Source organism: Streptomyces sp. A 4/2 (genome assembly GCF_940670765.1).
Taxonomy (GTDB): Bacteria; Actinomycetota; Actinomycetes; order Streptomycetales; family Streptomycetaceae; genus Streptomyces.
Map to the genome: position 1 here is coordinate 262,455 of NZ_CALNVW010000017.1, position 26,506 is coordinate 288,960.

The following is a 26,506-nucleotide window of genomic DNA, read 5'->3' on the forward strand; positions in this document are numbered from 1 at the left end:
AGGCTATACAGGTTGCTCCCCAGCGATCCACGGACCGTCGTCCGGCCGGGGTTCCCCGTCGGCCTGTCCGGCCGTCACGGCCTCGGCGAGGGCCGCGAGTTCGCCGAGGCGCACCGGGACCGCGGGGGTACGGCCGGAGAGCGGGCGCAGGTCGTCCGCGGTGACCGTGCGGCCACCGAGGCAGGCCGCGATGCCCGCGGTCGCGTATCCGCAGATCCTGCCCTGGCACCAGCCCATACCCGGCCGCGCCAGCATCTTCAGGGTGCGCGCGTCGGTCGCGCCCAGGTCGTCGTGGGCATGGCGCAGGTCGCCGTAGGTGGCCTCCTCGCAGCGGCACACCACGGTCGAGTCCGACAGCCACCGCGGCCAGGCGGCCGGCACGGGGTAGGTGCGGTGCATGGCGGCGGCGAACCGCCGCGCCCGCCGGATGCGGCCCTGGAGGCGGCGGATACCGGCCACGGGACCTGCTGCCTTGCCGGAGCCCGGGGCCGTACCCGAACCTGCCGTCGTACCGGACCGCCCGCGGCCGAGCGAGGCGGCCAGCGCGAGGGCGCTCAGCCGCCCCTCGCTGACGGACAGGGCGGCGCCGCCCACGCCGGTGGCCTCGCCGGCCACGTACACGCCGTCGACGCTGCTGCGCTGCAGCGCGTCGACCGTCACGACGAGCGAGCCGTCGAGGTCCTGCCGGGTCGCCGCGCCGAGCATGAGCGGGAGTTCGAGCGAGGGGGTGAACCCCCAGCCGAGGGCCACCATGTCGGCGGCGATCTCCCGTTCGGGTCCGGCCGGCCGGCCCTGGCGGTCCACCTTCGCGATCCGCGCGGCCTCGACCTTGCCGTCGCCGAGGATCGCGCGGACGACGGTCCTGGTCCGGTACGGGATGCGGTGCCGGGCGAGCACCGCGGCGTACTGCGCGGCCTCGACTCCCTTGCCGGGGGCGGAGACCGTGCCGACCGGGTCGCGCAGCCAGCCGAGCGTGGCGTTGGCCTCGACGACCGCGGCGACCTGCGCGCCGGCGCGCGCGAGCCCGGCGGCCACCGGCAGCAGGAAGGGGCCGGTGCCGCCGACCACGATGCGCCGGCCGGCGAGCGTGCGGTGGCCCTTGAGCAGTGCCTGGACGCCGCCGACGGCCATGGCGCCGGGCAGCTCCCAGCCGGGCACGGGCAGTTGGCGGTCGTATCCGCCGGGGCACAGGATCAGCGCGCGGGCCTCGACGGGATCGGCGGCGGGGCCGTCGGGGTCTGCGTTCCGGTCCGGCACGGTGGGCGTGACGCGTAGGGCGAACGTCCCGTCGCTGCCCCGGGTGGCGAGCCACACCTGGTGGCCGGGCAGGTAGCGGACGCGCCCGGCGGCGCTCAGGGCGTACAGCCGGTCGCGCAGGCCGGTGAAGGTGGGCAGGCCGTGGTGGCTGCGGTGGTCCTCCGGGCGAGCGTGGTCCTCGTCGAAGTGCCGCCAGAACTGGCCGCCGGGCTGCCCGGCAGCGTCCACCAGGACCGCGTCGAGCCCCGCCTCCGCCGCCTCGACGGCTGCCGCGAGTCCGGCCGGCCCGGCCCCGACCACGATCACGTCATGCGTGTGTGCCATCGCTGTCCTCCTCGGTGTGCTGGGCGGCACGGCCGTCGTCGCGGGTGTCCTGCGCGCCGCCGGACTCCGGATCGCCGTCGCCCTCCGGCACGTCCCCTGGCTCCGCCGCGCCGCCGCTCTCCCACGCGTCCCCCAGCCGCATGCCGTCGGCCGCGGGGACCAGGCAGGCGCGCTCGGCGCGCGCGCCGTCGATGGTGATCAGGCAGTCGAAGCAGACGCCGATGCCGCAGAACAGTCCGCGCGGCAGGCCCTGTCTGCGGGTGGTGCGCCACTCGGTGATCCCGGCGGCGACCAGGGCCGCGGCGACGCTCTGGCCGGGCTCGGCGGGGACTCCGGTGCCGCGGAAGGTCATCCGGTAGGTCATGGGGAGACTCCCTCGGCAAGATCCTCGTGCCGGTCGGGGAAGCGGTCGGGGGCGAACGGCGCCAGGTCGAGGCCCGGCTGCTCGCCGGTCATGGCCTGGGCGATCAACTTGCCGGTGCCGGCGGCCAGTCCGATGCCGGCGCCCTCGTGACCGCAGGCGTGCCAGAGGCCGGGGGCCCGCGGATCGGGGCCGATGACGGGCAGGTGGTCGGGGCAGTACGGGCGGAAGCCGTGGTAGGTGCGCATCAGCCGCACCTGCCGCAGCATCGGGAACAACGCGACGGCCTTGGCCGCGAGCATGCTGATCGCCTGCACGGACACCGTGCGGTCGAAGCCGACCCGCTCGCGGGAGGCGCCGATGAGGATCGTTCCGCTGTCGGTGCCCTCCACCACCGGCGAGGTCTGCAGGGCCGCGTCGGAGCTGGCGACGTCGCCGACGTACTCGGCGGCGTACACCTTGTGCCGGACGGTGCGCGGCGGCATGGGTTCGGTGACGAGCACGAAGCCCCGCCGGGGGTGGACCGGGACGGACACCCGGGCCAGGGCCGCGACCTCGCCGGCCCAGGTGCCCGCCGCGTTGAGCACGGCGGCGGCGGGGATGTCGCCCGCGCTGGTGCGGACCCCGGTGACCCGGTCCCCGCTGCGCAGGAAGCCGGTCACCTCGGTGCCGGTGTGCACGTGCGCGCCGCTGTCCCGGGCGAGGCGCAGCAGGTGGGCGACCACCAGCATCGGCTGCACCTGCGCGTCCTGCGGGTAGAACGCGGCCCCGGCCAGGTCCTTCGCCAGGTGCGGCTCGTAGTCGTGCAGCCGGTCCTGGCCGACGTCCTGGACCTCGACCCCGCTCGCGCGCTGGTGGACGCTCAACTCCCGCAGTGCGGCGAAACTTTGCGCGGTCGCGGCGACGACGAGGCCGCCCTTGGACTCGAACTCCCAGCGGCCGGCGTGCTCGGCGAGGTCCTCCCGCCAGACGGCCTGCGAGTACAGCGCGAGGTCGAGTTCGGGACCGGGCTCCTTGTCGGACACCAGCAGGTTGCCCTCCCCCGCGCTGGACGTGCCGCCGGCGATGGCGCCGCGCTCGACGACGACCACCCGCCGGCCGGCGAGCGCCGCGAAGTACGCGGCTGCCGCACCGACGACGCCCGCGCCGATGATCACCAGGTCCGCGCTCCCGCCGCCCGCGGGCCCCGGGCCGACGCCGCGCAGCGCCGTGCTCACGACTCCTCCGGGCCGCTCGCCCACAGGCCGCGGACATGGCCGATATGACGATGCATCAGTTTCTCGGCGGCCTGCGCGTCACGGCGCTCGATGAGGTCCATCAGCTCGTGGTGCTCGGCTGCCGAGTGGCCCAGTCGGCCGCTGTGCAGCAGTGGGGCCAGGCCCAGCAGCCGGGTCTGGGTGCGCAGTTCGGACACGACGTCCACCAGCTGCCGGTTGCCGCTGTAGCCGAGCAGGGTCAGGTGGAAGACGTGGTCCGCCCCTACGTAGCCGACCAGGTCACCGCGTTCGACCGCGTCCACGATGGCCTGCGCCAGTGCCCGCAGGGTCGGGAAGTCCTCCTCCGGGATGACGGGCACGCAGGCGCGCACCGTCGGCGGCTCGATGAGCAGGCGCACCGCGGCGAGGTTGTCCAGGTCCTGATCCGAGACCTCGGTGATCCGGAAGCCCTTGTTGGGCTGGGCGACGACCAGGCCCTCCTTGGCCAGGTCGAGCATGGCCTCCCTGACCGGCGTGGGCGAGACGCCGAACCTCGCGCCGAGGGTGGGCGCGGAGTAGACCACGCCCGGTTCCAGCTCGCCGGAGATGATCGCGGCCCGCAGCGCGTCCCGGACCCGCTCGCGCAGCGTCTGCCGCTGGCCCAGGCTCTGCAGGTGGGAGGTGGAGGGCACGTTCACAGCAGGAACCCCGCAGGGAAGGGGTCGCTCGGGTCGAGCTGGAACTGCGAGGTCCCGGTGACCCAGGCGCGGCCGGTGATGGAGGGCAGCACCGCGGCGTGCGGCCCCACGGTGGTCTCGCCGAGAAGGCGTCCGGTGAACCGGGTGCCGATGAAGGACTCGTTCACGAACTCCTGCCCGACGGCGAGTTCACCGCGGGCGTGGAGCTGCGCCATCCGCGCACTGGTGCCGGTGCCGCACGGCGAGCGGTCGAACCACCCCGGGTGGATGGCCATGGCGTGCCGCGACAGCTGGGCGGTCGACCCGGGTGCCTTGAGGTAGACGTGGTGGCAGCCGACGATGTCGTCGCGCTCGGGGTGGACGGGCGGATCCGCGGCGTTCACGGCGTCCATCACCGCCAGTCCCGCGGACAGCAGGTCGCCGGCCCGGGACCGGTCGAACGGCAGCCCGAGATCGGCGAGTTCGACGATCGCGTAGAAGTTGCCGCCGAAGGCGAGGTCGTAACGCACCTCACCGTACCCGGGCACCTCGACGCCGGCGTCCAGTGCGTGGGCGTAGGACGGCACGTTGGCGAGGGTGACGGAGGTGGCCGCGCCGTCCTCGACCGCCACCGAGGCGACGACGAGTCCGGCGGGGGTGTCCAGCCGGATGGTGGTGACCGGCTCGGTGACCTGCACCATCCCGGTCTCGACCAGGACGGTGGCCACGCCGATCGCACCGTGGCCGCACATCGGCAGCAGACCGGACACCTCGATGAACAGCACGCCGAAGTCGGCGTCCGGGTGCGTCGGCGGCTGCAGGATCGCGCCGCTCATCGCACCGTGTCCGCGCGGCTCGTACATCAGCAGTGTGCGGACGTCGTCGCTGTTCTCCATGAACCAGCGCCTGCGCTCGGCCATCGTGGCGCCGGGCATGGTTCCCACACCGCCGACGACGACCCGGGTGGGCATGCCCTCGGTGTGCGAGTCGACGGCGTGGAAGGTGCGGCGGGACCTCACTTGTATCCCTTGGCGAGGACTGCCTCGGTGTCGGCGGTGATCCGGGCGGTCCACTCGGGCGACAGCGGCAGCCGCGGCGGCCGGCAGGCGCCGCCCTTGAGCCCGGCGATGTCCATCGACAGCTTGATGGACTGCACGAACTCGGTCTTGGAGTCCCAGCGCAGCAGCGGGTGCAGGTCGCGGTAGACGGGCAGCGCGCGGGCCAGGTCGGCCGGGTCGCCGGAGGTGGCCAGCCGGTACAGCTCGACGGTGCTGCGCGGGATCATGTTCGGGTAGCCGGCGATCCAGCCGACGGCACCCGCCATGCCGAGTTCGAGCAGTACGTCGTCGGCGCCGACGAGGAGGTCGAGGCCCGGCGCCAGCTCACCGATCTGGTAGGCCCGGCGGACGTCTCCGGTGAACTCCTTGACGCCGACGATCGTGCCCTCCTGGAAGAGCTCGGCGAGCAGTTCGGGGGTGAGGTCGACCTTGGTGTCGATCGGGTTGTTGTAGGCCACGACCGGCAGCCCGACCTTGGCGACCTCGCGGTAGTGCTCCACGACCGCCGCCCGCTCCGCCCGGTAGGCGTTGGGCGGCAGCAGCAGCAGCGAGGTGGCGCCGGCCTCGGCGGCCTGCTCGGCCCAGCGGCGGGCCTCGAAGGCACCGTACGCGGCCACGCCGGGCATCACGCCGAAGCCGTCGGGGGCGGCCTGGACTGCGGTCTCGACGACGCGGGCACGCTCCTCGACGGTCAGCGTCTGGTACTCGCCCAACGAGCCGTTGGGCGTCACGCCGTCACAGCCGCCGGCGGCCAGGAAGCGGACGTGCTCGGCGAAGGCGTCGTAGTCGACCGACAGATCATCGCGGAACGGGAGGGGCGTGGCGACGTGGACTCCGTGCCAGGGCCTCGCGGAGTTGGTCATGCTCAGCTCCTTAACTGGTGGTGGAACGAAGGTACCAATGCAATGTCACACGGCATAGACCTGGAACCGAAGTGATGGACGATGCCGCAGAATCGGGTAACGGCCGTGCTGCTGACCGGAGTCGGGCACCACCTCGTGCACCGGGACCGGCAGCAGGCTCCGGAGGTCCGGCCCGTGCGCGATCACCTCCATGGCGGCGCGGCCGACGGCCTCCACGCCCATCCCGAGCCTGGATTTCTGCCGGGTGAACGTGAAGCGGGACGCCAACTCATCGGGGGCCGCCGTCCCTTCGCAGATCTTGATGCCGACCGCGCCCGCGAAGTCCGGGACTACGAAGCCTGGTTCGGCGAAGGCGGGTAGGCGAAGGCGGGTTCGGCGAAGGCCGACCAGTCCGCGAAGCCGACCCTTGTCCCGCTGGTCCGGGACTACTTCACCGCGCGGTGCGGGCCCGAGTCCGCTGCCAAGATCTCCGGCCTGCACCAGAGCCCAAAAAGCAAAGATCAGAAGTAAAGTTGGCACACTCCTGAGAGACCCTGAGAGAACTGGGACGGGTACTGATGGAACTCGAACTCCGACACCTGCGGATTCTGTGCACGATCGCCGACACGATGAGCCTCGGCCGGACGGCCACCGTCCTGGGGTGCTCACAGCCCTCGGTCAGCAGCCAGCTGAAGCGCATCGAGCGGCTCATGGGCGAGGACCTCTTCGTCCGGGGCAGTGCGGGGGTGACACCGACGCGCTTCGGGGTCGAGGTGGTGGTGCAGGCCCGCGAGGTGGTGGCGCTGGCGAACGCGATCGGGCGCCGGTCCACCGCGGAACGCCGCGAGACCGGTCGGGTGCTGCGGGTAGCCGCGACGAACACGCCCATCCTGCCGGGGCTCCTGCAGCGGGCGCGCACCGTCCTGCCGGCGCTGACCACGCAGGTGAGCAGCGTGTACTCCTCGGCCGAGATCATCGGGCTGCTCGAGGACGACAAGCTGGACGTCGCCGTCGCGGTCGACTATCCCGGACGGGATCTGGGGCATTCGGAAGCCGTGGCGCACCGCTGCATCGTCACCGAGCCCAGCTTCGTGGCCCTGCCCGCCGCCCACCCGGCGAGCGGCCAACTGGACGTGCCGCTGCTCGATCTGGCCGGGGACGCATGGTTCATGACACCCGACGACGGTGCGGGCTGGCCCGGTGTCTGCTACGACGCCTTCCAGGCGGCCGGCTTCAGACCCGCCACCGTGCACGAGTACCTCGGTGACCGGGACCAGTTGCAGCGGATGATCGCCGACGGGCTGGGGATCTCCCTCGTCCAGGCGACGTGCAAGCCGAACCCGGGTGTGGTCGTCAAGCCGCTGACCGGCACACCGCTGTGGTGCCGCTATGTACTGGTGTGGCACCGGGAGCGGGTGTCCGACGAGGTCACGGAGACGCTCTTCGGCGCGGCCCTGGCCGCCTACGAGGAACTCATCGCCCGGGCACCGCACTTCCGGGCGTGGGCCGCCCGGCATTACGGGGCCCGGCGGAGCTAGGGCTTCTCGTGTGGAGCACGCCGGGCTCGCGGGGCCGTACGCCATCGGCACGCGCCGAGGCCGTGGCCAGGCCGACCGGAGTCGACCGGGCCACGGCCTCGGGTCATTTCAGCGGTGTCGTTCAGGTGGGGATCAGAACGACGTGGTGACGGTCACTCCGCTGAAGTCGGTCACCGCGTACAGGCTGATGTACCGGTAACCCGCCTCGGTGTTGTTGACGGTGATGCTCTCGGTGTTGTCGGAGTTGGTGGACTTCTCGGTGAAGGTGGACGGGCCGGCCCATGTCGTCGGGTCGTAGTAGAGGTCGGCATTGCCGCTGCCGCCGCTGGTGGTGACCTTCAGCGTGGTGGTGCCTGCCGGCAGCCACACCCACAGGTAGTCGGTGTCACCGGCGACCCGGGACTGGTTCGACCGGAAGCAGTTCTGACCCATCACCTGCGTGTTGGTGTCGGTGCAGGCCGTGGCCGAGCCGCCGCCGCCGCTGCCACCGCCCAGGGTGTCGAGCCAGGCGTCGAAATCGGCGTCGTAGCTGGTGCCGATGTTGTTGTAGACGGCGTAGGCACCCTGGTAGTCCCCGGTCCGCATCTTGGCCAGCATGGCCTGGATCTGGTCCGGGTGCTTCTCGGTCATGTACCGGACGGCCAGGTAACCCCACGGGTAGGTGCGGGTCTCGTCGTCGATGGCGTAGGTGTTCTGGAAGAGCTGGCTGAGCTTGTAGGTGTGCTTGGCGGCCTCGGTCAGCGCGCCGTCGTCGGTGAGGTTGCGGTAGGAGTAGGAGACGTACTCCGCCTGACCCTCGATCCACCAGACGTCCGGGACGGTGATCTGGGTGCCGAAGTCGCCCTTCATGTCGTAGATGGACTGCTGGACGTGCGCGAACTCATGGTTGAGGTTCCACGCGTTGGCCGTGAACCCGTTGTCGGTCGGCCACTGGTAGAGGATGGAGTAGGCGATGTTGCCGGGGTCGGTCGGCGTGCCGGTCAGCGTCTCGCCACCGTTGTTGGTGTCGTTGCCGAAGATCGCCCACGAGTAGGTCGTGTAGTCGGTCCTGCTCCCGAAGATGACCATCTTCAGGTTGAAGTACTCACCGGGGATGGGCGTGGTGGTCTTGACTTGATTCTGGTAGAACGCAACCTCGTTCGACAGGCTCGTGCAGACGTCGGTCTGCTCCTTCGCCGTCAGCGCCTGCGCCATGATGGTGAAGTTGCTGCAGGCGTTGTTGATCGGCAGCGCGGCCGAGGTGAGCTGCTTCGTCAGGTCGCAGACGCCGTAGTAGGAGCACTGGTCGGGGTCCCCGACGGTGGCCCGGTAGGCGACGTGCACCCACAGGTTGTCCGTGGCACCGGTGATGGACGAGCCGTCCAGCAGACCCTTGATGAGCGGGCGGATCTTGCTCTGCAGGGCGGGTATCTGGATCAGGTTGCCCAGGTCGTTGCCTGCGTTCGAGTCGAGGACGTCGTTGTCCCCGCCGAGCAGGTCGCGGTGGTTGAGGGTGAAGTTGTAGAGCGTGTCGGCAATAGCAGGTTTCGCGGTGATCGCGGTGACGAAGTCCGACAGCGACGGGCCGCGCCACAGCGGGGTGTAGATCGCGTTCAGCGCCCGGTCCATCTCCGGGACGGCGTCCCACGAACTGCTGGTGTAGGCGTTGAGGTAGCGGCCGTAGACGTCCAGGTAGTCCCCCTGCACCTGGGCGCTGTCGGTGAGGACGAACGCCTGCTCCAGCACACTGCCGTTGCCCGCGCTGACGTCGTTCGCGTGACTGCTGGCGAACAGCGCGTTGAACCCGTTCTCGATGGCGCTGCGGAGCGTGGAGTCGTACGTGCCGACGTCCTGGGGGTCGCCGTACTGCACGTAGTAGCCGGCCCGCATGAAGTACATCAGCTCGTACAGACCGCCGGAGTCGTCACCGGTGTAGGAGCCTGCCGCGTCGGCGACGCCGTTCGCCACCGCGAGCATCTGGGACTGGTTGAACACGGCGTGCGCGTCCGAACCCGTCAGGTTGAACAGCGGGTTGATGCAGGAGCTCCAGTCCACCGTCTTGATGTACGACACCAGGTCGCTGCCGGACCGGCCCGAGAAGTCCGACGTGGTGCACGACGTGACGGCGGAAGACCGGGCGGCACCCGCCGCGTTGCGTGCCGCGTGTGCGGACAGGTGCGGCTTGGACGGCTTGGCCGAACCCAGGCCGGCCGGCGCCCCGCGCAGTTTCGCGGGTAACGGCTTGGCGCTGGTGGCGACGGCTTGCGACTGACCGGTCTCGGCTCCGGTCGGCGTGACTTTCCCGTGCTGTTGGGCAGCCCGCACGGCCGCCGAGGGTACCGACACGGCCGGTGGCGAGGCATGCCCCGTGCTGCTGGTCACCGCGGCTGCCTGAGTGCTCATCAGGCCGGCAACGAGCCCTCCGGCCGCCAGAGCGGCGGCCAGAACCCTGGGCAGGATTGGTCGACAGTGCATCGCATCTCCAGTGGGGGGAATGAAGGGGAAGCCACCCGAGGAAGCGGGCGGCGGTATGTAACATTGCACTGGGTGACGTCGTGGGCAATACTCCGGGACCCAGCACTGTTTCCAGTTGCCCCATAACACCGACGCGCAGGGTGTCGACGTCTACCTGGAAGTGAGATGCGGATGACGAGGACTCAGCCGATCGAGACGATCGACTGGCACACCGGCGGCGAACCGTTCCGGATCGTCGTGGACGGCCCGGCCGAGGTGACGGGTGAGGGACCGACCGTTGCCGAGCGCAGGGTCGTCGCGACGCGAAGTGAGGACGTGCAGTGGGTCCGGGCGCTGCTGTGCGGCGAACCGCGCGGCCACGCGGGCATGTACGGCGGATTCCTGGTTCCGCCCGACGACGCCGGCGCCCACCTCGGTGTCCTCTTCTGGCACAACGACGGGTTCTCCACGGCGTGCGGGCACGGAACGATCGCCCTGGGCGCATGGGCCGTCGCCTCGGGCCGGGTCCCGGCACCTGCCGACGGCCTGACCGACGTCGTGATCGACGTCCCGTCCGGGCGCGTCACGGCGCGCGTCCGGACCAGAAAGGGGCAGGTCCAGGACGTCACGTTCACCAACGTGCCCGCCTACGTCCACGCGCACGGCGTCGACGTGCCGACCTCCCGCGGGAAGGTCACCGTCGACATCGCGTTCGGCGGCGCGATGTACGCGGTGGTACCGGCCGCGTCCGTCGGGCTGCGCGTCCGGCCGCAGGACGTCGCCCAACTCACCGCCGCCGGGCGGGAGATCCGCGACACGCTGAACGCCGCCCGCGCCGCCGAGCACCCTCTCGACCCGCGGCTGTCCGGGATCTACGGGACCATCTTCACCGAGGAGACCGGGCCCACCGAACTGCGGGCCGACGGCAGTCGGCTGGTGCAGCAGCGCAACATCACGGTGTTCGCGGACGGCCAGGTCGACCGGTCCCCGTGCGGTTCCGGCACGTCGGCCAGGATCGCGGTCCTGGCCGACGCCGGACAGCTGCGCCGGGGCGACGAGTTGCGGCACGAGTCCGTGGTGGGCTCGGTGTTCCACGCCCGGATCACCGAGCAGACCGCGGTCCACGGGATCCCGGCGGTCGTCACGGCGGTGACGGGCACCGCACACGCGGTCGGCACATGCCGCTTCACCGTCGATCCGCGCGACGCGCTCCTGCCCGGATTCGTGCTGCGATGACCGAACTCCTCGATGTGGAGCGGGTCTTCGCCCTGGGGCCGGTCGCCGCCGCCCGGACCGGCCGGGACGGGCTAGGGCAGACCTGGTGGTCGCCGTCGTGGCGTACCAGCGGGGAGAGATGTACCGGCGGGGAGAGGCGTACCGGCAGGCGGCGCGGGCGGAGTGACATCCCCTGTGCGACACCCCTGTTTCCGTACCATGTGAAATAGTACTGTCGCCGCACAGGGTTCCCGACGGACGGAGCACACGGTGGCGCGAGACGACATACAGCCGCGTGAGGGCGCGAGCCACGACCGCGCGGCGCCGCCAACGCTGGCGGAGTGCTTCACACGAGGGTGGGCCGAGGCGGCTCCCGCGGTGCCGGTACTGCCCGGAGCGGCGTACGCGGCCAGACGTCGCACGCTGTTGTCCGCACGCTTCCCTGGGGAGCGAATCGTGGTCCCGGCCGGCGGCCTCAAGGTCCGGAGCAACGACTTCGACTACACCTTCCGTCCGCACTCCGCGTACCTCCACCTCACCGCGGACGAGGGCGCCGGCGTCGCCCCGGACAGCGTCCTCGTCCTGGAGCCGACGGGCACCGGCCACGACGCCATGGTGTTCACCCGGCCGCGCTCCCCGCGCGACGGCGGGCCGAACGGCACCGAGTTCTACCGCGACCGCCGCTACGGCGAGTTCTGGACCGGCCGGCGCCGCACCCTGGCGGAGACCTCCGACGCCCTGGGCCTCACGGCTCTCCCCCGCGACGACCTCGCACGCGCCCTCGCCCCGGACGTGCCGACCCGGGTGGTGCGCGGCCAGGACCCGGTGGTCGACGCGGCGGCGCCGCCGGCCGCCGGGGCCGAGTCCGAACTCCTCGCATACCTCTCGGAGTTGCGGCTGGTCAAGGACGAGTGGGAGGTCGAGCAGATGCGCGCGGCCGTGGATCACACCGTGGCCGCCTTCCACGACGTGGCGGGCGAACTGCCCACCGCGATGCGGCTCGCGCGCGGCGAGCGCTGGATCGAGGGCACGTTCAACCGGCGGGCCCGGCTGGAGGGTTACGGCCTCGGCTTCGAGACGATCGCGGCGGCCGGCGCGCACGCGTGCGTCCTGCACTGGATGCGCAACGACGGTCCTGTCCGCGACGGCGAACTCCTCCTGCTGGACGCCGGCGTGGAGACCGACACCTGCTACACCGGTGACGTGACCCGTACCCTGCCGGTCGGCGGGCGCTTCACCGATACGCAGCGGCAGGTGTACGACCTGGTGTACGCGGCCCAGTCGGCGGGCATCGCCGCGCTGCGGCCCGGCGCACGGTTCGGCGACTTCCACGACGCCGCGGCGCGCGTCATCGCCGAGGGCCTGGACGCCTGGGGCCTGCGCCCGGGCGGCGCCGGCCCCCACGACCGGTCCCTGTACGGCCGCTACACCGTCTGCGGCACCGGGCACATGCTGGGCCTGGACTGCCACGACTGCGCCGACGCCCGCAACAGCGCCTACCTGCAGGGTGTCCTGGAGCCGGGCCACGTCCTGACCGTCGAGCCCGGCCTGTACTTCCAGCCCGACGACCTGACGATCCCCGCCCACCTGCGCGGCATCGGCGTGCGGATCGAGGACGACTTCCTCATCACCGCGGACGGCGCCGTCTGCCTGTCGTCGGGGCTGCCGCGTGCCGCCGACGACGTCGAGGCGTGGGTGACCGCCGCCCGCTGATGCCCTTCGGGGATTCCGGTCGAGCCCCCATGACGGGCACTCAGCGCGCCTGCGAGAGCGCCGAGTTCCGTCATCCGGGCGCTTCCCGGCAGCCGAGTTCGTCGAGTTGTGCCGGCCTTCCGGAGCGTGCGTAGGTGCCGGGCTCCACGTCCGCCGGGACGGTCACCGTGCAGGCCGTCGTCACCTCGGAGAACCGGCTCCGGCTGTCGAACCGGTAGCCGCCGGCGGATGGTGGACCGTGATCGCCGCTGACCCCGTCACCCCGTTCACCGTGACCCGGATCGTCGCGACGCCTGAACCGACCGTGGTCACCAGACCGTTGTGGTTCACCGTCGCCACCGACGCATCACTGGTGGAGTAACGCACCTTCGCCTTCGACCGGTCCACGAACGACCCATCGCTGTTCGCCGCCTCCACCACACCGTCCGCCGTCACGGACATGTTCCGGTCCAGCTGCTGCGCCGGGTCGGTGTCGTCCTTGATCCACTGATTCTTTCCGGCCAGATCGATCGTGTCACCCGCCGTGAAGTTCACCGCCTCGGGCTGCACCGTGACGTGCTGCACCTCGGGGGTGAGAGCCCCGGTGACGGAGACGTCGGCCGATGAGGTGATGTGCGACGCGCTGGTCCCGACCTGGAACTGGTAAGTCCCGTCGTAGACCACCGACTTCATCGCCGTGGAGTCCCAGAACGCCAGGTCCGCGATCTTCACGGGCAGCGTGATCTGCTGCCTTTCGCCGGGGGCCAGCACCCGCGTCTTCCGGAACCCGGCCAGGCGCTTGGCCGGCAGCGGCACGGCGGTCGCTCCGGCGGGGGCGGTGACATGCGGAGTCGCCGCGTACAGCTGCGCCACGGCCGCGCCGGGCACGGAGCCCTTGTTGCGCACCGTGAAACGCACATCGACCGTGCCGTCGGCCGTGACGGACCTCTTGTCGACCGTGGCCGGCGAGTAGGCGAAGTCGGTGTAGCTGAGGCCGTAGCCGAACGGGTAGGTCGGGGTGCCGGTGAAGTACTGGTAGGTGCGCCCGAGCCCGCCGGTCGCCGCCGGGTCCAGCCCGTAGTTGTCCATGGCGGGCAGTTGGGACTCGTCCTTGTACCAGGTGAAGTCCAGGTGGCCCGACGGGTTCTGCTTGCCGAACATCACGTCGGCCAGGGCCGTGCCCTGGGCCTGGCCGTTGTAGCCGCTGAACAGGATCGCCGGGAACTTCCCCTGCACATCGTCGATCTTCACCGGACCGGCGGACTGGATCGCCAGCGCCGTCCGCGGATTGCCCAACGCCGACACCTGGTTGATCAGCGAGGTGTAGTTACCCGGCATGGCCAGGGACGTGAGGTCATGGTTCTCGCCCGCGTTGTCCGTGTTCATGCCGACGAACGGCACCACCAGGTCGGCGTTCCTGATCGCGGCCCGCGTCGAGGCGCTCAGCGTGGCCGGCGAGGTGGCGGTGCTGGAGGTGCCGGCCGCGTCGAACAGAATGTTCGCGTGCGGATTCGCCGCCTTGATCGCCTTGGTCAGACCCTGTACCGCATTGGTCTGATGGGTCGGAACATTCCAGTAGTCGCCGTAGGTCATCTTGTCGGCCATGTCGCCCAGGATCACGACGTTGTTCAACTTTGCCGGATCGGCCGGCAGCAGCGGCTTCGAGGATCCGGCGACATGGTCGTTCTTCAGCAGCACCAGGTCGTTGGCCGCCACCTTCTCCGCGAGCGCCTGGTGCTCCGGGCTCTCGATGTTCGCCTTGGTGGCCGAGGTGTAGGGGACACTGCTCGCCGGGTCGAATTCACCGGTCGACATGCGCATGGTGAAGGTCCGGGTCAGTGCGGTGTCGATGACGCCTTCGCTGAGGATCCCGGCGTCGATGGCCGCTCGCAGGTTGGCCGCCGAGTTCTCGAAGCCGTAGCAGTTCAGGTAGGAGCCCGCACGCAGCGCGTACGCCTCGGCTCCGGCCTGCGCCGAGATCTTGGCCCCGGTACTGGTGTTCGTCCAGGTGGAGTTGTCCCCCAGGCCGTCGGTCGTCCAGCCCGGCGGCGCCCAGTTGTGTCCGGCGACAGCGGAGTCGGCGGTGGGCAGGTCGTAGACGGTGGCCACCGCGCCGCAGTCTCCGGTGGTGTAGCCGGAGAATCCGTAGGTGCGCTGCGCGATCTGGTTGGCCGTGTAGGTGTTCGCCACCGCCGGAGTGCCGTTGACCGCGTTGTAGGAGGTCATCAGACCCGCGACGTGGGAGTTCCCGATCAGGCTCTTGAACTGCGCGGTGTAGTAGTCGCGGATGTCGGCATCGGTGGCCGCCGAGTTGGCGGCCTTGCGCATGTCCTCGACGTTGTTGAGCGCGAAGTGCTTCGCGGTGGCGGCGACCTTCAGATAGCCGTTCGCGGACTGCCCGGTCTCCGTGTTGCCCTGATACCCGTTGACGAATGCCCCAGCCATCTGCGCCACCAGGTAGGGGTCCTCGCCGAAGCCCTCGTCGTTGCGGCCCCAGCGCGGGTCCCGGTCCATGTTGACCGTCGGCGCCCAGAACGTCAGCGAACCGTAGTCGGTCTTCGACCCGCCGATATTGTTGGGGGCGACGCCGAAGAGGCTCTTGTCGAGATACCCGCGGACCTCGTCGGAGATCGCGGTGGTCTCCTGGTACATCAGGTCCTTGTCCCAGGTCATCGTCGCCGCGATGCCCGCGGGGAAGGCCGTCGCGGGGGGATGGTCCGAGCCCGCGGGGTTGTTGAACCCGGCGCCCATGTAGTTGATCCCGTGCGCGCCCTCGCTCCAGTAGGTGTAGTCCTGCACCCCCAGACGCGGGATCGCCGGCGCGGTGTTGGTATTCAACTGATCCGCCTTCTCCCCGAAGTTCATCCGCGACACGAGGTCGGCCGCGCGGGCCTCGAAGGAGTAGTGGGTGTCCAGGTAGACCGGCCTGGGGGCAGTTGCTGCCGGTCTTGAGAAACCGGCCAGGCTGGTCACGCACACCATCGACGACAGCACGGCGAGGAGGACTCGCCGTCGCGGGGCGCTGCGCTGTTTCATCTGACTCCTTCGTCACGGGGCTGATGAGGCACCGGGCGCCGAGGGCGCTGTCGTCCTGGCTTCGCGGATCAGGCCCGCCACCACGGTGGATCAACTCCCGTGCACGAACAGGGGCGTGGGATCTGGAACTCCGCGGTATGCGCACAACGCCGGTACAGGTGGACCAAGGGCGGATTTGTACACTGCCATGACAAAATACGGGCGCGCTCATCGGTGGTCAAGGAGTCGGCTGGAGTGCCGCATGCGGGTGGCCCGCTTCTCCGTCGAGCCCGTCACCGCCTGCGCAGGGCGCGCGCGCACCAGCCGATGACACCGCCGTTGAGCAGCGCTCCGAGGGCGACAGCGACGACGAACGACGCCGCGTGGTCCGGCAGTCCGAGGAAGACAAGGCTGAAGGGCGCGGTGGCGAGGATCGGGACGACACCGGCCATGGACTCGCCGGAATCGTCGATGCCGGTCACCACGAGCGCCCACACCAGCAGTGCGGCGCAGAGCGCGAGGTAGGCGAGGGCGGCGGGGGCACCGAGGAGGTGGCGCAGGCGGCGCGGGAAGGTGGTCACGGAAGCGGGTCCTTCGGTTGCGGGAGGGCGCGTCACGCGGTGTGCGTGCCGGGGTGGTTGGGGTGGGCGAGGCCCAGGTCGTAGGCGAGGATCGTGGCCTGTACCCGGTCGCGGAGGCCGAGTTTGCGCAGCAGCGCGTTGACGTGGGACTTGACGGTGCCGACGGTGATGCCGAGTTCCTCGCCGATCTCCGCGTTGTTGAGTCCGGCGGCGATCAGGCCGAGTACGTAGCGTTCGCGGGCGGTCAGGGTCTCCAGTTCCCGCGGGCCGCTCACCGGGCGGTGGCCGGTGGGCGCGCCGGACGCGTAGTGGCCGATGAGGCGGCGGGTCGCGGACGGGGCGAGCACGCTCTCGCCGTCCGCCACCACCCGGATGCCGTGCAGGAGTTCGGCTGCGTGCACGTCCTTGAGCAGGAAGCCGGAGGCGCCGGCGCTCAGCGCGTCGAAGACGTAGGCGTCAAGGTCGAAGGTGGTCAGTACGAGGACGCGCGGTGCGTTCTCCTTGCCGGTGATGATCCGGGTGGCGGCGATCCCGTCGAGTTCGGGCATGCGGACGTCCATCACGACGACGTCGGGTGCCAACTCCTCGGCGAGGCGCACCGCGTCGGCGCCGTCGGCGGCCTCGCCGACCACCGTCATGTCGTCCTCGGCGTCGATCACGGCGGCGAACCCCGCGCGCACGATGCCCTGGTCGTCGACGACCAGAACCCTCAGGCCCATCAGTCCCGCTCCTTGTCTTCCTGCTCCCGGGCCGACGCGACGTCGGCGCCGAGTGGCAGCAGGAGGCGGGCCGTTCCGGGTGGTCCGGTGGATTCGGTAGATGCCGTGGATGCGGTGGATTCGGTGGATTCGGTGGATTCGGTGGATTCGGTGGATTCGGTGGATTCGGTGGATTCGGTGATGAGCGTGCCGCCGAGTGCGGCGACCCGTGCCGCCAGCCGTTCCCGTACAGCGGGGTGCGCGGCCGGTGGCACACCGGTGGCCGTGAGCTTCAACGCAGCGTCCTCCGTGTCGATCTCGATCACCGCAGGGGCGTCACCACCGACCGCGAGCAGCGTCTCGGCGGCGTAGTAGGCAGTCAGGTCGACGGCGGCGGGCAGGCGGTCCGGCACCCGGGAGGTGAGCCGGATCTCGACGTCGCGGCCGGTCGCGCGGGTCTGGTGTACGAGCAGGTCGAGCGCCTGGAGGGTGGGCGTGGGACGCAGCTCGGTCGCTGTGCCGCCTTCTCCCCCGTCGCGGGCGGTGTCGAGCAGGGCGCGCATCGCGGTCAGGGCCGCGCGGGCGCGGTCGGCGGTCGCTTCGAGGCGGCCCGCCTCGGCCTCCGCGACCATCTCGGCGGTGCGGGACAGCACGGTGGTCTCCAGACCCGCGGCGATACGGCGCCGTTCGGCCCACGCGTCCCGGACGGCCGCCTCGGTCCAGGCGGCGGTGCGCTGCTCGTACGCGCCCCGGGCTGCCCGCTCCCGGCGCCCGCGCACGATCCCACCCAGGTGAGCCGCGCCGACGGCCAGAACGGCCCCGGCGGTCGTACCCGCGACGACTTCCCAGAACGGAACCGTCGTGCCGCGGTCCAGTACGGCAGCGGTGGCGGCGGTCGCATGTACGACCACGGCCAGGAGGGGAAGCGCCCGGGACGGGCGCGCTCGGGACGCGTCCGCGGCGAGGGCCGCGCAGGTGGCGAGGGCGCCCAGGGCGGGCGGCAGCAGGACCGGGCCACCGTAGTGGCACGCACTCATCGCGACCGGCCAGAGCAGGGCCAGGACGAGCAGGGCTCCTCGAGCGGCGCGCGGCGCCCGGCGCAGCCACAGCAGGGTGACCGCCTGGGCGGCGGCGAGCAGCGCGAACAGCACGCCCGCCGGTACCTGCCATCCGCTCGACGGTTCCTGGGAGTGGACGACCAGAGTCGGCAGCAGGGGCTGCGCGCACAGGCCGACGGCGGCGACGACCTGGGCCAGGCGGTACGTGGACGACGCGGCCCTCTCCACCGGGGCCGCGGTCCGCCCGGGGAGAACGGCGCGTACCTCCCAGCCGCCGTCCGCCGTGGGTCCGCTGCTCAGCGTGCCGCCCGCCTCCCGGGCCCGGGACCGCAGGAACCCCTGTCCCCGTCCGCTGCCGAGACCCGCGCCGTGCGCCGTCGAACCCGCGGGCGGGGGCGCGTTGGTGACCGTGATGTCCGTGCGGGTGTCGCCGTACCGGCACACCACCTTCGTACGGGCGCCCGGGGCGTGGCGGGCCACGTTGGTCAGCGCCTCACGCACGATGCCGTACGCCGCTTCCGCGACGGCGCTGTCCGGCAGTGGACCGATCGCGCAGTCGGCCAGCCGGACCAGTCGGCCGAAGCCGTCGACCAGCTCCCGCAACCGCTCCTGCGGCGAGGCGGATTCGTCCTGCGAGGGCGCCGGCGCACGTACCGCACCGAGCGCGCTGGTGACCGTACGTCCCGTCCCGACGGCGAACGCCAGGGCCTCGTCGGTGAGTTCGGGACGCCGGTCACGCAGCTCGAGCGCGGCTCCCGCGGAGACGATCACGGCGGTGAGGTGGTGGGCACTGACGTCGTGCAGTTCGCGCTCCATCCGGCGCCGTTCGGCCACCGGCAGGCGGTGGCGCTCGGTCTCGGCCCGCTTCAGGCGAAGCTCCGCCGTCCGCCGGGTGTGCCGGGACCGTCGCACCAGGAGGCCGGTGCCGCACGCGACCGTGTACAGAAGGGCGGTGAGGACGAGGTCGAGCCCGTCGCGGTCGCTGAGACCGTGCAGGCTCAGGCCGTGCACGAGCTGCCACAGGGCGAGAGCCGTGACGCACAGCAGGGCGGTGAACGTGTCGCGCCCGGTCGCCACGGCGAACAGGGCGAGCCCGACCCCGGCTGTTCCCAGTACCGCCATCGCGCCTACAGGCAGCGGTCCCGCGCCCAGCGCGCAGGCGGCGGCAACCAGCACGAGGGTCACCACCGGCCGGGCCCGGCGGACGGCGAGCGCGGCCGTGACCGTCCCGCCGACCAGCAGCGCCATCAGAAGGGCCGACGGGGGCGGGGTCGCCCCACGCACCAGGGCCGCGCCGGGCCACACGGCGGCCTGGGCGCACAGCAGCAGGACCGGCAGGAGCCGGTCGTCGTCTCGCTTCACAGATCAAGGCTATGGGCGCGGACGAACCCAGCGGCAGCTGCTCAGGGCGGAACCGGTCGCACCGGTCTCTATCTCCGGTTCGAGACAGTGGTCGTCCGGTGGGACGAGGACCGGCAGGGCCCTGGGGCCGCGGACCCGGTGGGAACGCCTGCGCCACGCCTCCCCGGATCCCGGACAGGGGCAGCTGGTTCCGGCCTCCCCACCGAGGGGCCGGATCTATATTGGCCCGGTCGACGTCGGTGCGGTACAGGGGGATTGAGCGCTCGTGACATCAGGCAGAACGCACAGAGCGGCAGTGGCCGCTGTGCTGTGCGCCGTGGCTGTGCTGGTCCTCGGCGCGTGCGGGACGGAAGTGGCCGGCCGGGCGGGAGCGGCGTCACCGTCGAACGCGGCGTCCGGGTTCCCGTGGACCACCGCGCAGCCGTCCGCGGTCACCGGGGCCCGCCTCACCGACGACCGGCGCACCTTGATCCTCGACACCACGGTGCCCAGCGGCGCTCCCGCGTGCGAGCGGGACCTCAAGGCGGTGGTCACCGACTCCGTGCCGAACACGGTGTGGGTGCAGATCACCTTCTCCTCGCCTGCGTCGGACAGACGCTCCGGCTGTACGAAGGAACGCGCCGCCACGACGCGGGTCACGCTGCCCGGCCCGCTGGGCGACCGCAAGCTGATCGTCGACAACGACGTGACCTTCACCGCGGACGGTGCCACGCCTCCTGCGCTGCGGCTGTGCGGCCAGTTGGGGTGCACGCCGCCTGCCACCGGCTGCACCGCCGCCTCCTACGACCAGGCGCTGATCGCGGTCGACGCGCCCGCACACACGTACCGGGACGCGGAGGACTGCCGCGGGAGGTGGCTGGTGCTCACGTTCTCCTGGCGCACCGGACCGGTCTGCGGCGAGGCCGAAGGATCCGGCTGCTCGTCCCGGCTGGGCGACCGCTGGTTCTTCAGGGCCGAGAGCTCCGGCTGGGTGCCGATCGCCGAAGGCGCCGCCGGAGGCTGCCAGGACGTCCAGCGCCGCGAGCCCGCCTTCCCGACCCCGATGTGTGGCTCGCTGGCTCCGCTGTCCTCCTCGCTCCATCCGAGCTACTCGCCGTCGTCCGCCTCCGCGACCCCCGGTGCGGGCTCCACCGCGACGACGGCAGGCGGACGGTGACGACGAGGTGTACGCGTTCCGGTACGGAGGATGGGTGAGGGCATGACACTGTCGACAGCATTCACGAGGTTGTTCGGTGTGCGGCACCCGATCGCGTCGGCGCCGATGGGCGGATCGGCCGGGGGCGCACTGGCGGCGGCTGTCTCCCTCGGCGGCGGGTTCGGGCTGCTGGGCGCCGGAGGCGGCGAACGGGACTGGCTGGCCCGCGAGTTGCCGATCGTGGCGCGCGCCGGGAGGCCGTGGGGTGTCGGGTTCCTGAGCTGGGCGGCCGATGTCCGTGGGGTCGAGCAGGCGCTGGAGTACGGCCCCGGGGCGGTGATGCTGTCCTTCGGCGATCCCGGCCCGTTCGCCGAACGTATCCGTGCGGCCGGTGCGGCGGTGATCGTTCAGGTCACCGATCTGGAGGAGGCCCGGCAGGCGCTGGACCTGGGCGCCGATGTCGTCGTGGCGCAGGGCACCGAGAGCGGTGGGCACGGCGCCCGGCACGGGCGGTCCACGCTGCCGTTCGTCCCCGTCGTGGTGGATCTGGCGGGGCCGGTGCCGGTGCTTGCGGCCGGGGGGATCGCCGACGGCCGCGGCGTGGCCGCCGCGCTGGCTCTCGGCGCGGCCGGGGCGCTCATCGGCACCCGCTTCCAGGCCACGGCCGAGGCCCTGGTCGCCCCGTCGACCGCCGAGGCGATCGTCCAGGGGCGCGGGCAGGACACCGAGCGCAGCAGCGTCCTCGACATCGCCCGGAGCTCCGCATGGCCGTCGGCGTACACGTCCCGCACCCTCGGTCATCCCTACCTCGACCGGTGGCGGGGACGCGAGGCGGAACTCGCGGCGTCCGCCGACGCCCAGCGGGACTATCGCGCTGATGTGGCACGGGGCGATGTGCCCCGGTTGCCGGTATGGGCGGGCGAGGCGGTCGACCTCGTCACCGATCTGCCACCCGCAGCCGAACTTGTCGCCGCGCTGGCTGCTCAGGCCGCCGACGCGCTTGCCCGTGCCGGTCGGTCCTGACCGGAGCGGCCTACTGCCGGTACGGCAGACCTGAGCGACCGACTGCCGTACTGATCACAGGTTCCGGCCATGTCGTCACGCCGTCCCGGTGGCAACGGCATCCGTGCGGGTGCCTAATCAACCCAGCGGTCACGTGAGTTCCACCGGCCCGTAGTGCGCGGCTGCCGCTCCGGTACCGAGAGCCCAGTAGCGGTCTCCGTACGACCAGTGCCACCACTCCGTGGGGTAGTTGACCAGGCCGGCAGCGGTGAGCGCGGTACTCAGGACTGCCCGGTGGGAGCGGGCCCCGTCGCTGATGTTCTCGGCCCGGGTGTAGCAGGCGCCCGCGCTCTCCTCGGGGGTCGCGTTCATGCGGGTGCCCAGGTCGAGTTCACGGCCGTCGGCATCGGCGAGCGTCAGGTCGACGGCCGCGCCCGCGCTGTGCGGTGCGACACCGGGAGGGGACACGTACCGGCTGGCCATCGAGTGGACCTGTTCGGCGGCCCATTCCGGGTGGTCGGCACGGAGTCCGGCCGCGTACTCGTCGAAGTAGCGGCGTTGGAGGGCCGGCGGGCGATACCCCTCGACGTACAGCAGTCGTAGTCCCCCGGGCAGTTGTGCCTGTGCTGCGAGGAGCCGGTCGAGTACCCCTTCCCGAAGGTGGGCGAAGGCACCCGCGGAGTCCTGCCACTTCCGCTCGTCGACCAGCAGTTGGCTGCCCCGGCGCACATCCATGAGCCGTTCGCCGCACTCCTGAACGGGCACGGCCGCGACCTTCGGGTCGGACATCAGAACGATCTCGGTCATGACGCGATCATCTCGCGGGCGCAGGCCCTGGTGACCGGAATCCGTACGCCGTGGTGACCAGGGCCCGTGCGTCCTTGCGAACCATGGACCCAGCCCCCGTTCTCCCGCTAAGAGGTCCTAACAGAAGTCTTCGATGGTGTGACTGTCGGCCTGGTTGCTCGTTGGTCTGTTCGTGGGGAAGAGGGAGTCGCGTCCGTGGATCGTTTCGGATGAACTGTGGTCGCTGGTCGAGCCGTTGTTACCGGAGTCGGGACCGAAGCTGGTGGCCGGGCGGCCGAGGGTGCCGGACCGGCAGGCGCTGTGCGGGATCCTGTTCGTGCTGCATACCGGGATCCAGTGGGAGTACCTACCTCAGGAGCTGGGCTTCGGTTCGGGCATGACGTGCTGGCGGCGGCTTGCCGCATGGAACGAGGCCGGAGTCTGGGACCGGCTCCACGTCGTGTTGCTGGCCAGGCTCCGAGCGGCGAAACAGCTCGACTGGTCCCGGGCGGTGATCGACTCCTTCCATGTGAGGGCCGCGCGGCGGGGCCCAAAAGCGGTCCCAGCCCGGTCGATCGCGCACGGCCGGGCAGCAAGCATCACATCCTCGTCGATGGTCAGGGCATCCCACTCGCGGTGTCCCTGACCGGCGGGAACCGCAACGACGTCACCCAGCTGATACCCCTGCTCGCGAAGATCCCATCGGTCCCGGGACTCGTCGGACGACCCCGCCGACGGCCTGACACCCTGCTCGGCGACCGCGGCTACGACCACGACAAGTACCGCCGCCTGGTCCGGGCCCTGGGCATCAAACCGGTGATCGCCCGCCGTGGAGTCCCACACGGCTCCGGCCTGGGCGTTCACCGCTGGGTCGTCGAGCGCACCATTGCCTGGTTCCACGGCTTCAGAGGCCTCCGCATCCGCTGGGAACGACGCGACGATATCCACGAAGCCTTCCTCGGCCTCGCCACCTGCCTCATCACCCACCGCCACGTCCAACGCCTTTGTTAGGACCTCTTAGCCGCGGCGGCGAGCCAGGAGTGTCGTGCCGGCAATGACGCATCCGATGGCCAGGATTTTGCTGGCCCCGTAGTAGTGGGACCAGTCGTCGTCAGCCGTGCCTCCGCCCAGGATCAGCCACAGCAGCAGCCCTATCCCACTCACGATGAGGACCACTCCTCCGGTCGGCCCGAGCCCTGCCCACCAGGGAGCGTCTCCGGTGGGCGCGGGTTCGGTGTCCTGGCCCCGCTCGCGGTCACTCACCTTGCATCCTCTCCTACGACCATGATCTTCAGCAGAGAAGACGTGGCCCACCACGGAAGGGTTCCGCAAGCCGACGCTCAAACCCTTCATCCGGCCGGTTGCATGCTCCACACGGGCACGCCCCTTGCGGTATGCGGTGTTGTCGGCCTCCTCGCCCGCCGACAAAGGCTGACGAGGGCGTTTGCGGTGCGATACGACCGTTCCGTTCCACAGCCCAGCGGTAGGCCCACGGTCCTGTGCCATGCCGGGCTCCGCGTCTGGCGATCGCGGGCATGATGCCTCGACCCCTGCGGCCATGCCGCCCACGATGCTGGTGACCTTGGCGTCCGCCGAGGCACCCGCGCCGTTCTTCGTCCCGGTCAGCCTCACCTTCTCCCTCACCAGCCGGGGCAGACCGCACCGCTCGGCCAGCCGCATCACCGGAACCAGCCCGGCATGCGCGATCAGGTTCGCGTCATCGAAGGCAGCGGAGACCGCCGCCCGCGTGTGGGAAACTTGCATCTCGGAAGTGCCTTGCTGATTGTGCGTGCTGGAAGCCTGAAGAACTCCCATCATCGCAGGTCACAAGGCACTTCTTCGTTTTCCGAGACGTTATCCACAAGGCACGGATCGGTGGATCGAGGCTAAGATGTCGGGGCTCGAAACGCCGCATCACCCCACCTTTCCTGGCCCGGTGCGCGGCACGGACCGCCTCGTGACGCGGTCACGCGCGGCCCTGTCGGCCGATCCGGCGATCCGCCGATCCGGCGATCCGGCGATCCGGCGATCCGGCGATCCGGACAGTCTCCCGTAACGGGCCTTCGCCGCGCGCAGTTCCACCCGCAACAGATCCCGCAACAGGTCGTCGACGCCTGGAACCAGTACGCCGACGACCGTCTTCCCATGCCCGCAGCAGCGCCGCCCGCACTCGACGGCGATCAGCGGCAGGAACCACGACAACAGAAACACGGAGCCCATGGACCGCAACGGATTTCCCCGTCAGTTCGCCAGAACCCGCCGCTTCACCCTGGGTGTTCCCAGGGACTTCACCGTCTCCCCGGACGGCGAGCGCGTGCTGTTCGTGCGTTCCGCCTCCGGCTCCGACCCGCGCAACCTGCTCTGGCTGTACGAGAACGGACAGGAACGCCCGCTCGCCGAACCGGCCGCGCCGTCCCCGGGCGTGACCTCGTACGCGGCGGACCTGGAGGTCCGGGTCGTGGCCTACGTACTCGGCGGTGAGTTGTGGACGGTGCACACCGGCGGCGGCGCACCCCGCCGCATCCCCACCGCGGGCCCGGCGACCGCTCCCCGGCCCTCCCCGGACGGAACCCTGATCGCCTACGTCACCGGCGGCGCCCTGCGGGTCGTGGGGACCGACGGGACCGGCGACCGGCTCCTCGCCGCCCCCGAGTGCCCCGATGTGACGTACGGACTTCCCGACTACGCCGCCGTGGCTTCCATCGGCCGGTCGCGCGGGTACTGGTGGTCACCGGACAGCGATGCGCTGCTCGTCGCCCGCGTCGACGCCTCGATGGTGCAGCGCCGGTACATCGCCGATGCCGCGAACCCGCAGGAGCCGCCCCGCTGCATCCGCTACCCGGCGGCCGGCACCCCCAACGCCGAGACCACGCTGCTGCTGACCACGGTGGCGGGAGAACACACTCCCGTCCGGCTGCCGCGTGCGGCGCCCGAGGCCGACGTGCCCGGCGCGTGGAACGCTCCCGCCTTCGAGTACGTCGTCACCGCGGACTGGGAGAGCGCCGGCCCGGTCGTCAGCCTGCAGACCCGCGACCAGCGCACCCTGTGGATCGTCGCCGTCGCACCCGCGACCGGCGACCTCGACGTGCTGGCCCGGCAGACCGACGAGGCCTGGGTGACGTGCCCGCCGGGCGCGCCCCGGCACACCGCCGCCGGGGTGCCGGTACTGCCCCAGGTGTGCGGTGATACCCGGGCGATCCGGATCGGGAGCGTCGTCAGCCCGGCGGGGCTGCAGGTCCGCGAGGTGCTGGGCACGGTGGGGGCACAGGTCTGGTTCACAGCGAGCGAGGACCCTACGGAGGTCCATGTCTGGTGCTACGACCCCTCCCGCGAGCCGGGCTTCGTGAGGCTGAGTGAGGGACCGGGCGTGCACACGGCCGCCGTCGGCGGGGACACCGTCGTCCTCGACAGCAGGACGGAGGACGGCCAGACCGTGACCGTGTTGCACGGCGGGCAGCCGTCCGGACGGATCGGCGTCCTCACCGAGGAGCCACTGGTCACCCCGCAGCCCTTCCATCTCGCCCTCGGCAAGCGCGAGTTGCGCAGCCGTCTGCACCTGCCGTCCTGGTACGCGCCGGGCGGCAGGCTGCCGGTCCTGCTCTTCCCGTACGCCGGACCCGGCATGCAGGTCGTGACCAGGGCGCGCGCCTGGTACACCGCCGTGGGCCAGTGGTTCGCGGAGCAGGGCTTCGCCGTACTGGCCACGGACGGGCGCGGCACCCCCGGGCGCGGTGTCGCGTGGGAGCGGGGCATCGTCGGGGACCGGCTGGGGCCCGTGCTGGAGGACCAGATCGACGCGCTGCACGCGGCTGCGGAGCGGTACGACGCGCTGGACCTGGGGCGAGTGGCCATCCGGGGCTGGTCGTTCAGCGGGTACCTGGCCGCGGGCGCCGTGCTGCACCGGCCCGATGTGTTCCACGCGGCGGTCGCGGGAGCACCGCCCGTCGACCGACGGCTGTACGACACGTACTGGGAGGAGCGGTACCTCGGCCATCCGGACGTCCGGCCCGAAGGGTACGAGCGCTCCTCCCTGCTCCCCCACGCCCACCGGCTGACCCGGCCCCTGATGCTGGTGCACGGGCTGGCCGACGACAACGTGGCCCCGGCCCACACCCTCCGGCTGTCCGCCGCGCTGCTCGCCGCCGGCCGGCCGCACACCGTGCTCCCGCTGCCCACGGGGCACCTGGTGACCGGGGAAGGGGTGGCGGACAAGCTCCTGCTGCTGGAACTCGACTTCTTCAAGCGGTCGTTGAAGATCTGAGCACCAGAGGTGGCG

The 26,506-nt window shown here is 71.4% G+C and carries 21 protein-coding genes and 1 pseudogene; 7 read left to right on the forward strand and 15 right to left on the reverse strand.

The annotated features are described in order from the left end of the window. Positions 1-3 precede the first annotated feature (3 nt). The 7 genes and pseudogenes from NBY69_RS12085 to NBY69_RS12115 all read right to left on the reverse strand — a co-directional run bounded on the left by NBY69_RS12085 (position 4) and on the right by NBY69_RS12115 (position 5,958). Positions 4-1,581, reverse strand: a complete 1,578-nt coding sequence (locus tag NBY69_RS12085; RefSeq protein ID WP_250300797.1) for an NAD(P)/FAD-dependent oxidoreductase — start codon at positions 1,579-1,581, stop codon at positions 4-6. A gap of 139 nt (positions 1,582-1,720) precedes the next feature. Further along, positions 1,721-1,945: pseudogene (locus NBY69_RS12090) on the reverse strand ((2Fe-2S)-binding protein); the annotation flags it as partial. Continuing rightward, complete coding sequence (locus tag NBY69_RS12095) at positions 1,942-3,159, reverse strand: FAD-binding oxidoreductase (RefSeq protein WP_250300799.1); 1,218 nt, start codon at positions 3,157-3,159, stop codon at positions 1,942-1,944. The gene NBY69_RS12095 and the pseudogene NBY69_RS12090, both read right to left, overlap by 4 nt. Further along, the gene (locus tag NBY69_RS12100) at positions 3,156-3,836 is read right to left on the reverse strand and encodes a GntR family transcriptional regulator (RefSeq protein ID WP_250300800.1); all 681 of its coding nucleotides are present in this window, start codon (positions 3,834-3,836) and stop codon (positions 3,156-3,158) included. Before NBY69_RS12100 ends, NBY69_RS12095 begins: the two co-directional genes overlap by 4 nt. Further along, positions 3,833-4,834, reverse strand: a complete 1,002-nt coding sequence (locus NBY69_RS12105; RefSeq protein ID WP_250300802.1) for a proline racemase family protein — start codon at positions 4,832-4,834, stop codon at positions 3,833-3,835. The genes NBY69_RS12100 and NBY69_RS12105 overlap by 4 nt, the downstream gene beginning before the upstream one ends. Then, positions 4,831-5,736: a dihydrodipicolinate synthase family protein gene (locus tag NBY69_RS12110; RefSeq protein ID WP_250300804.1), complete on the reverse strand. Its 906-nt coding sequence runs from the start codon at positions 5,734-5,736 to the stop codon at positions 4,831-4,833. The genes NBY69_RS12105 and NBY69_RS12110 overlap by 4 nt, the downstream gene beginning before the upstream one ends. A gap of 45 nt (positions 5,737-5,781) precedes the next feature. Then, entirely contained in the window at positions 5,782-5,958 is a 177-nt protein-coding gene (locus NBY69_RS12115) for a hypothetical protein (RefSeq protein WP_250300805.1), read from the reverse strand. 335 nt (positions 5,959-6,293) lie between these two features. Here NBY69_RS12115 and NBY69_RS12120 point away from each other — a divergent pair, with 335 nt between their 5' ends. After that, complete coding sequence (locus tag NBY69_RS12120; RefSeq protein WP_250300806.1) at positions 6,294-7,253, forward strand: LysR family transcriptional regulator; 960 nt, start codon at positions 6,294-6,296, stop codon at positions 7,251-7,253. Positions 7,254-7,385: 132 nt separating this feature from the next. Here NBY69_RS12120 and NBY69_RS12125 read toward each other — a convergent pair whose 3' ends face one another. Beyond that, entirely contained in the window at positions 7,386-9,557 is a 2,172-nt protein-coding gene (locus tag NBY69_RS12125) for a M9 family metallopeptidase (RefSeq protein ID WP_250300807.1), read from the reverse strand. A 315-nt stretch (positions 9,558-9,872) separates the two neighbouring features. On the opposite strand from NBY69_RS12125, the gene NBY69_RS12130 reads away from it, so the two are divergent. Together NBY69_RS12130 and NBY69_RS12135 are read left to right on the forward strand one after the other, a co-directional pair. After that, on the forward strand, positions 9,873-10,922 hold the full coding sequence (locus NBY69_RS12130; protein WP_250300808.1) for a proline racemase family protein: 1,050 nt from the start codon (positions 9,873-9,875) through the stop codon (positions 10,920-10,922). A gap of 249 nt (positions 10,923-11,171) precedes the next feature. Next, complete coding sequence (locus NBY69_RS12135; protein WP_374211259.1) at positions 11,172-12,614, forward strand: aminopeptidase P family protein; 1,443 nt, start codon at positions 11,172-11,174, stop codon at positions 12,612-12,614. A 180-nt stretch (positions 12,615-12,794) separates the two neighbouring features. Here NBY69_RS12135 and NBY69_RS12140 read toward each other — a convergent pair whose 3' ends face one another. From NBY69_RS12140 to NBY69_RS12155, 4 genes are all read right to left on the reverse strand, one after another. After that, positions 12,795-15,629, reverse strand: coding sequence for a glycoside hydrolase family 3 C-terminal domain-containing protein (locus NBY69_RS12140; protein ID WP_250300809.1), 2,835 nt, complete (start codon positions 15,627-15,629; stop codon positions 12,795-12,797). Between the two features lie 272 nt (positions 15,630-15,901). Next, the gene (locus NBY69_RS12145; protein WP_250300810.1) at positions 15,902-16,189 is read right to left on the reverse strand and encodes an SCO4225 family membrane protein; all 288 of its coding nucleotides are present in this window, start codon (positions 16,187-16,189) and stop codon (positions 15,902-15,904) included. A 32-nt stretch (positions 16,190-16,221) separates the two neighbouring features. Further along, entirely contained in the window at positions 16,222-16,908 is a 687-nt protein-coding gene (locus tag NBY69_RS12150) for a response regulator transcription factor (protein ID WP_250300812.1), read from the reverse strand. Further along, a complete protein-coding gene (locus tag NBY69_RS12155) occupies positions 16,908-19,307 on the reverse strand; it encodes a histidine kinase (RefSeq protein WP_250300814.1) in 2,400 nt (799 codons plus the stop codon). Before NBY69_RS12155 ends, NBY69_RS12150 begins: the two co-directional genes overlap by 1 nt. Before the next feature lie 295 nt (positions 19,308-19,602). Between NBY69_RS12155 and NBY69_RS12160 the strand changes: the two genes are divergently transcribed. Both NBY69_RS12160 and NBY69_RS12165 read left to right on the forward strand, forming a co-directional pair. After that, entirely contained in the window at positions 19,603-20,463 is an 861-nt protein-coding gene (locus NBY69_RS12160) for a hypothetical protein (protein ID WP_250300815.1), read from the forward strand. A 42-nt stretch (positions 20,464-20,505) separates the two neighbouring features. Next, entirely contained in the window at positions 20,506-21,465 is a 960-nt protein-coding gene (locus NBY69_RS12165) for a nitronate monooxygenase family protein (RefSeq protein WP_250300818.1), read from the forward strand. Positions 21,466-21,594: 129 nt separating this feature from the next. On the opposite strand, the gene NBY69_RS12170 is transcribed toward NBY69_RS12165, so the two are convergent. Beyond that, positions 21,595-22,251: a M15 family metallopeptidase gene (locus NBY69_RS12170; RefSeq protein ID WP_250300819.1), complete on the reverse strand. Its 657-nt coding sequence runs from the start codon at positions 22,249-22,251 to the stop codon at positions 21,595-21,597. Positions 22,252-22,423: 172 nt separating this feature from the next. On the opposite strand from NBY69_RS12170, the gene NBY69_RS12175 reads away from it, so the two are divergent. Continuing rightward, positions 22,424-23,241, forward strand: a protein-coding gene (locus tag NBY69_RS12175) for an IS5 family transposase (RefSeq protein ID WP_374211262.1) whose coding sequence is annotated in 2 segments (ribosomal slippage) — positions 22,424-22,753 and positions 22,756-23,241 — 816 coding nt in all. Because the reading frame shifts where the segments join, the coding sequence is not laid out codon by codon here. Positions 23,242-23,247: 6 nt separating this feature from the next. Here the strand turns inward: NBY69_RS12175 and NBY69_RS12180 are convergent. Beyond that, the gene (locus NBY69_RS12180; protein ID WP_250300820.1) at positions 23,248-24,045 is read right to left on the reverse strand and encodes a hypothetical protein; all 798 of its coding nucleotides are present in this window, start codon (positions 24,043-24,045) and stop codon (positions 23,248-23,250) included. Between the two features lie 99 nt (positions 24,046-24,144). After that, on the reverse strand, positions 24,145-24,450 hold the full coding sequence (locus NBY69_RS12185; RefSeq protein ID WP_250300821.1) for a hypothetical protein: 306 nt from the start codon (positions 24,448-24,450) through the stop codon (positions 24,145-24,147). On the opposite strand from NBY69_RS12185, the gene NBY69_RS12190 reads away from it, so the two are divergent. Then, a complete protein-coding gene (locus NBY69_RS12190) occupies positions 24,449-26,491 on the forward strand; it encodes a prolyl oligopeptidase family serine peptidase (RefSeq protein WP_250300822.1) in 2,043 nt (680 codons plus the stop codon). The two genes, NBY69_RS12185 and NBY69_RS12190, sit on opposite strands and share 2 nt — an antisense overlap. The last annotated feature ends 15 nt before the right edge of the window (positions 26,492-26,506 follow it).

Excerpts from the sequence above, each read along its gene's own strand:
- NBY69_RS12085 (WP_250300797.1), bottom strand. The coding sequence starts at position 1,581 with ATGGCACACACGCATGACGTGATCGTGGTCGGGGCCGGGCCGGCCGGA.
- NBY69_RS12110 (WP_250300804.1), bottom strand. The coding sequence starts at position 5,736 with ATGACCAACTCCGCGAGGCCCTGGCACGGAGTCCACGTCGCCACGCCC.
- NBY69_RS12115 (WP_250300805.1), bottom strand. The coding sequence starts at position 5,958 with ATGGGCGTGGAGGCCGTCGGCCGCGCCGCCATGGAGGTGATCGCGCAC.
- NBY69_RS12120 (WP_250300806.1), top strand. The coding sequence starts at position 6,294 with ATGGAACTCGAACTCCGACACCTGCGGATTCTGTGCACGATCGCCGAC.
- NBY69_RS12130 (WP_250300808.1), top strand. The coding sequence starts at position 9,873 with ATGCGGATGACGAGGACTCAGCCGATCGAGACGATCGACTGGCACACC.
- NBY69_RS12140 (WP_250300809.1), bottom strand. The coding sequence starts at position 15,629 with ATGAAACAGCGCAGCGCCCCGCGACGGCGAGTCCTCCTCGCCGTGCTG.
- NBY69_RS12150 (WP_250300812.1), bottom strand. The coding sequence starts at position 16,908 with ATGGGCCTGAGGGTTCTGGTCGTCGACGACCAGGGCATCGTGCGCGCG.
- NBY69_RS12165 (WP_250300818.1), top strand. The coding sequence starts at position 20,506 with ATGACACTGTCGACAGCATTCACGAGGTTGTTCGGTGTGCGGCACCCG.
- NBY69_RS12170 (WP_250300819.1), bottom strand. The coding sequence starts at position 22,251 with ATGACCGAGATCGTTCTGATGTCCGACCCGAAGGTCGCGGCCGTGCCC.
- NBY69_RS12180 (WP_250300820.1), bottom strand. The coding sequence starts at position 24,045 with ATGGGAGTTCTTCAGGCTTCCAGCACGCACAATCAGCAAGGCACTTCC.
- NBY69_RS12190 (WP_250300822.1), top strand. The coding sequence starts at position 24,449 with ATGGACCGCAACGGATTTCCCCGTCAGTTCGCCAGAACCCGCCGCTTC.
- NBY69_RS12185 (WP_250300821.1), bottom strand. The coding sequence starts at position 24,450 with ATGGGCTCCGTGTTTCTGTTGTCGTGGTTCCTGCCGCTGATCGCCGTC.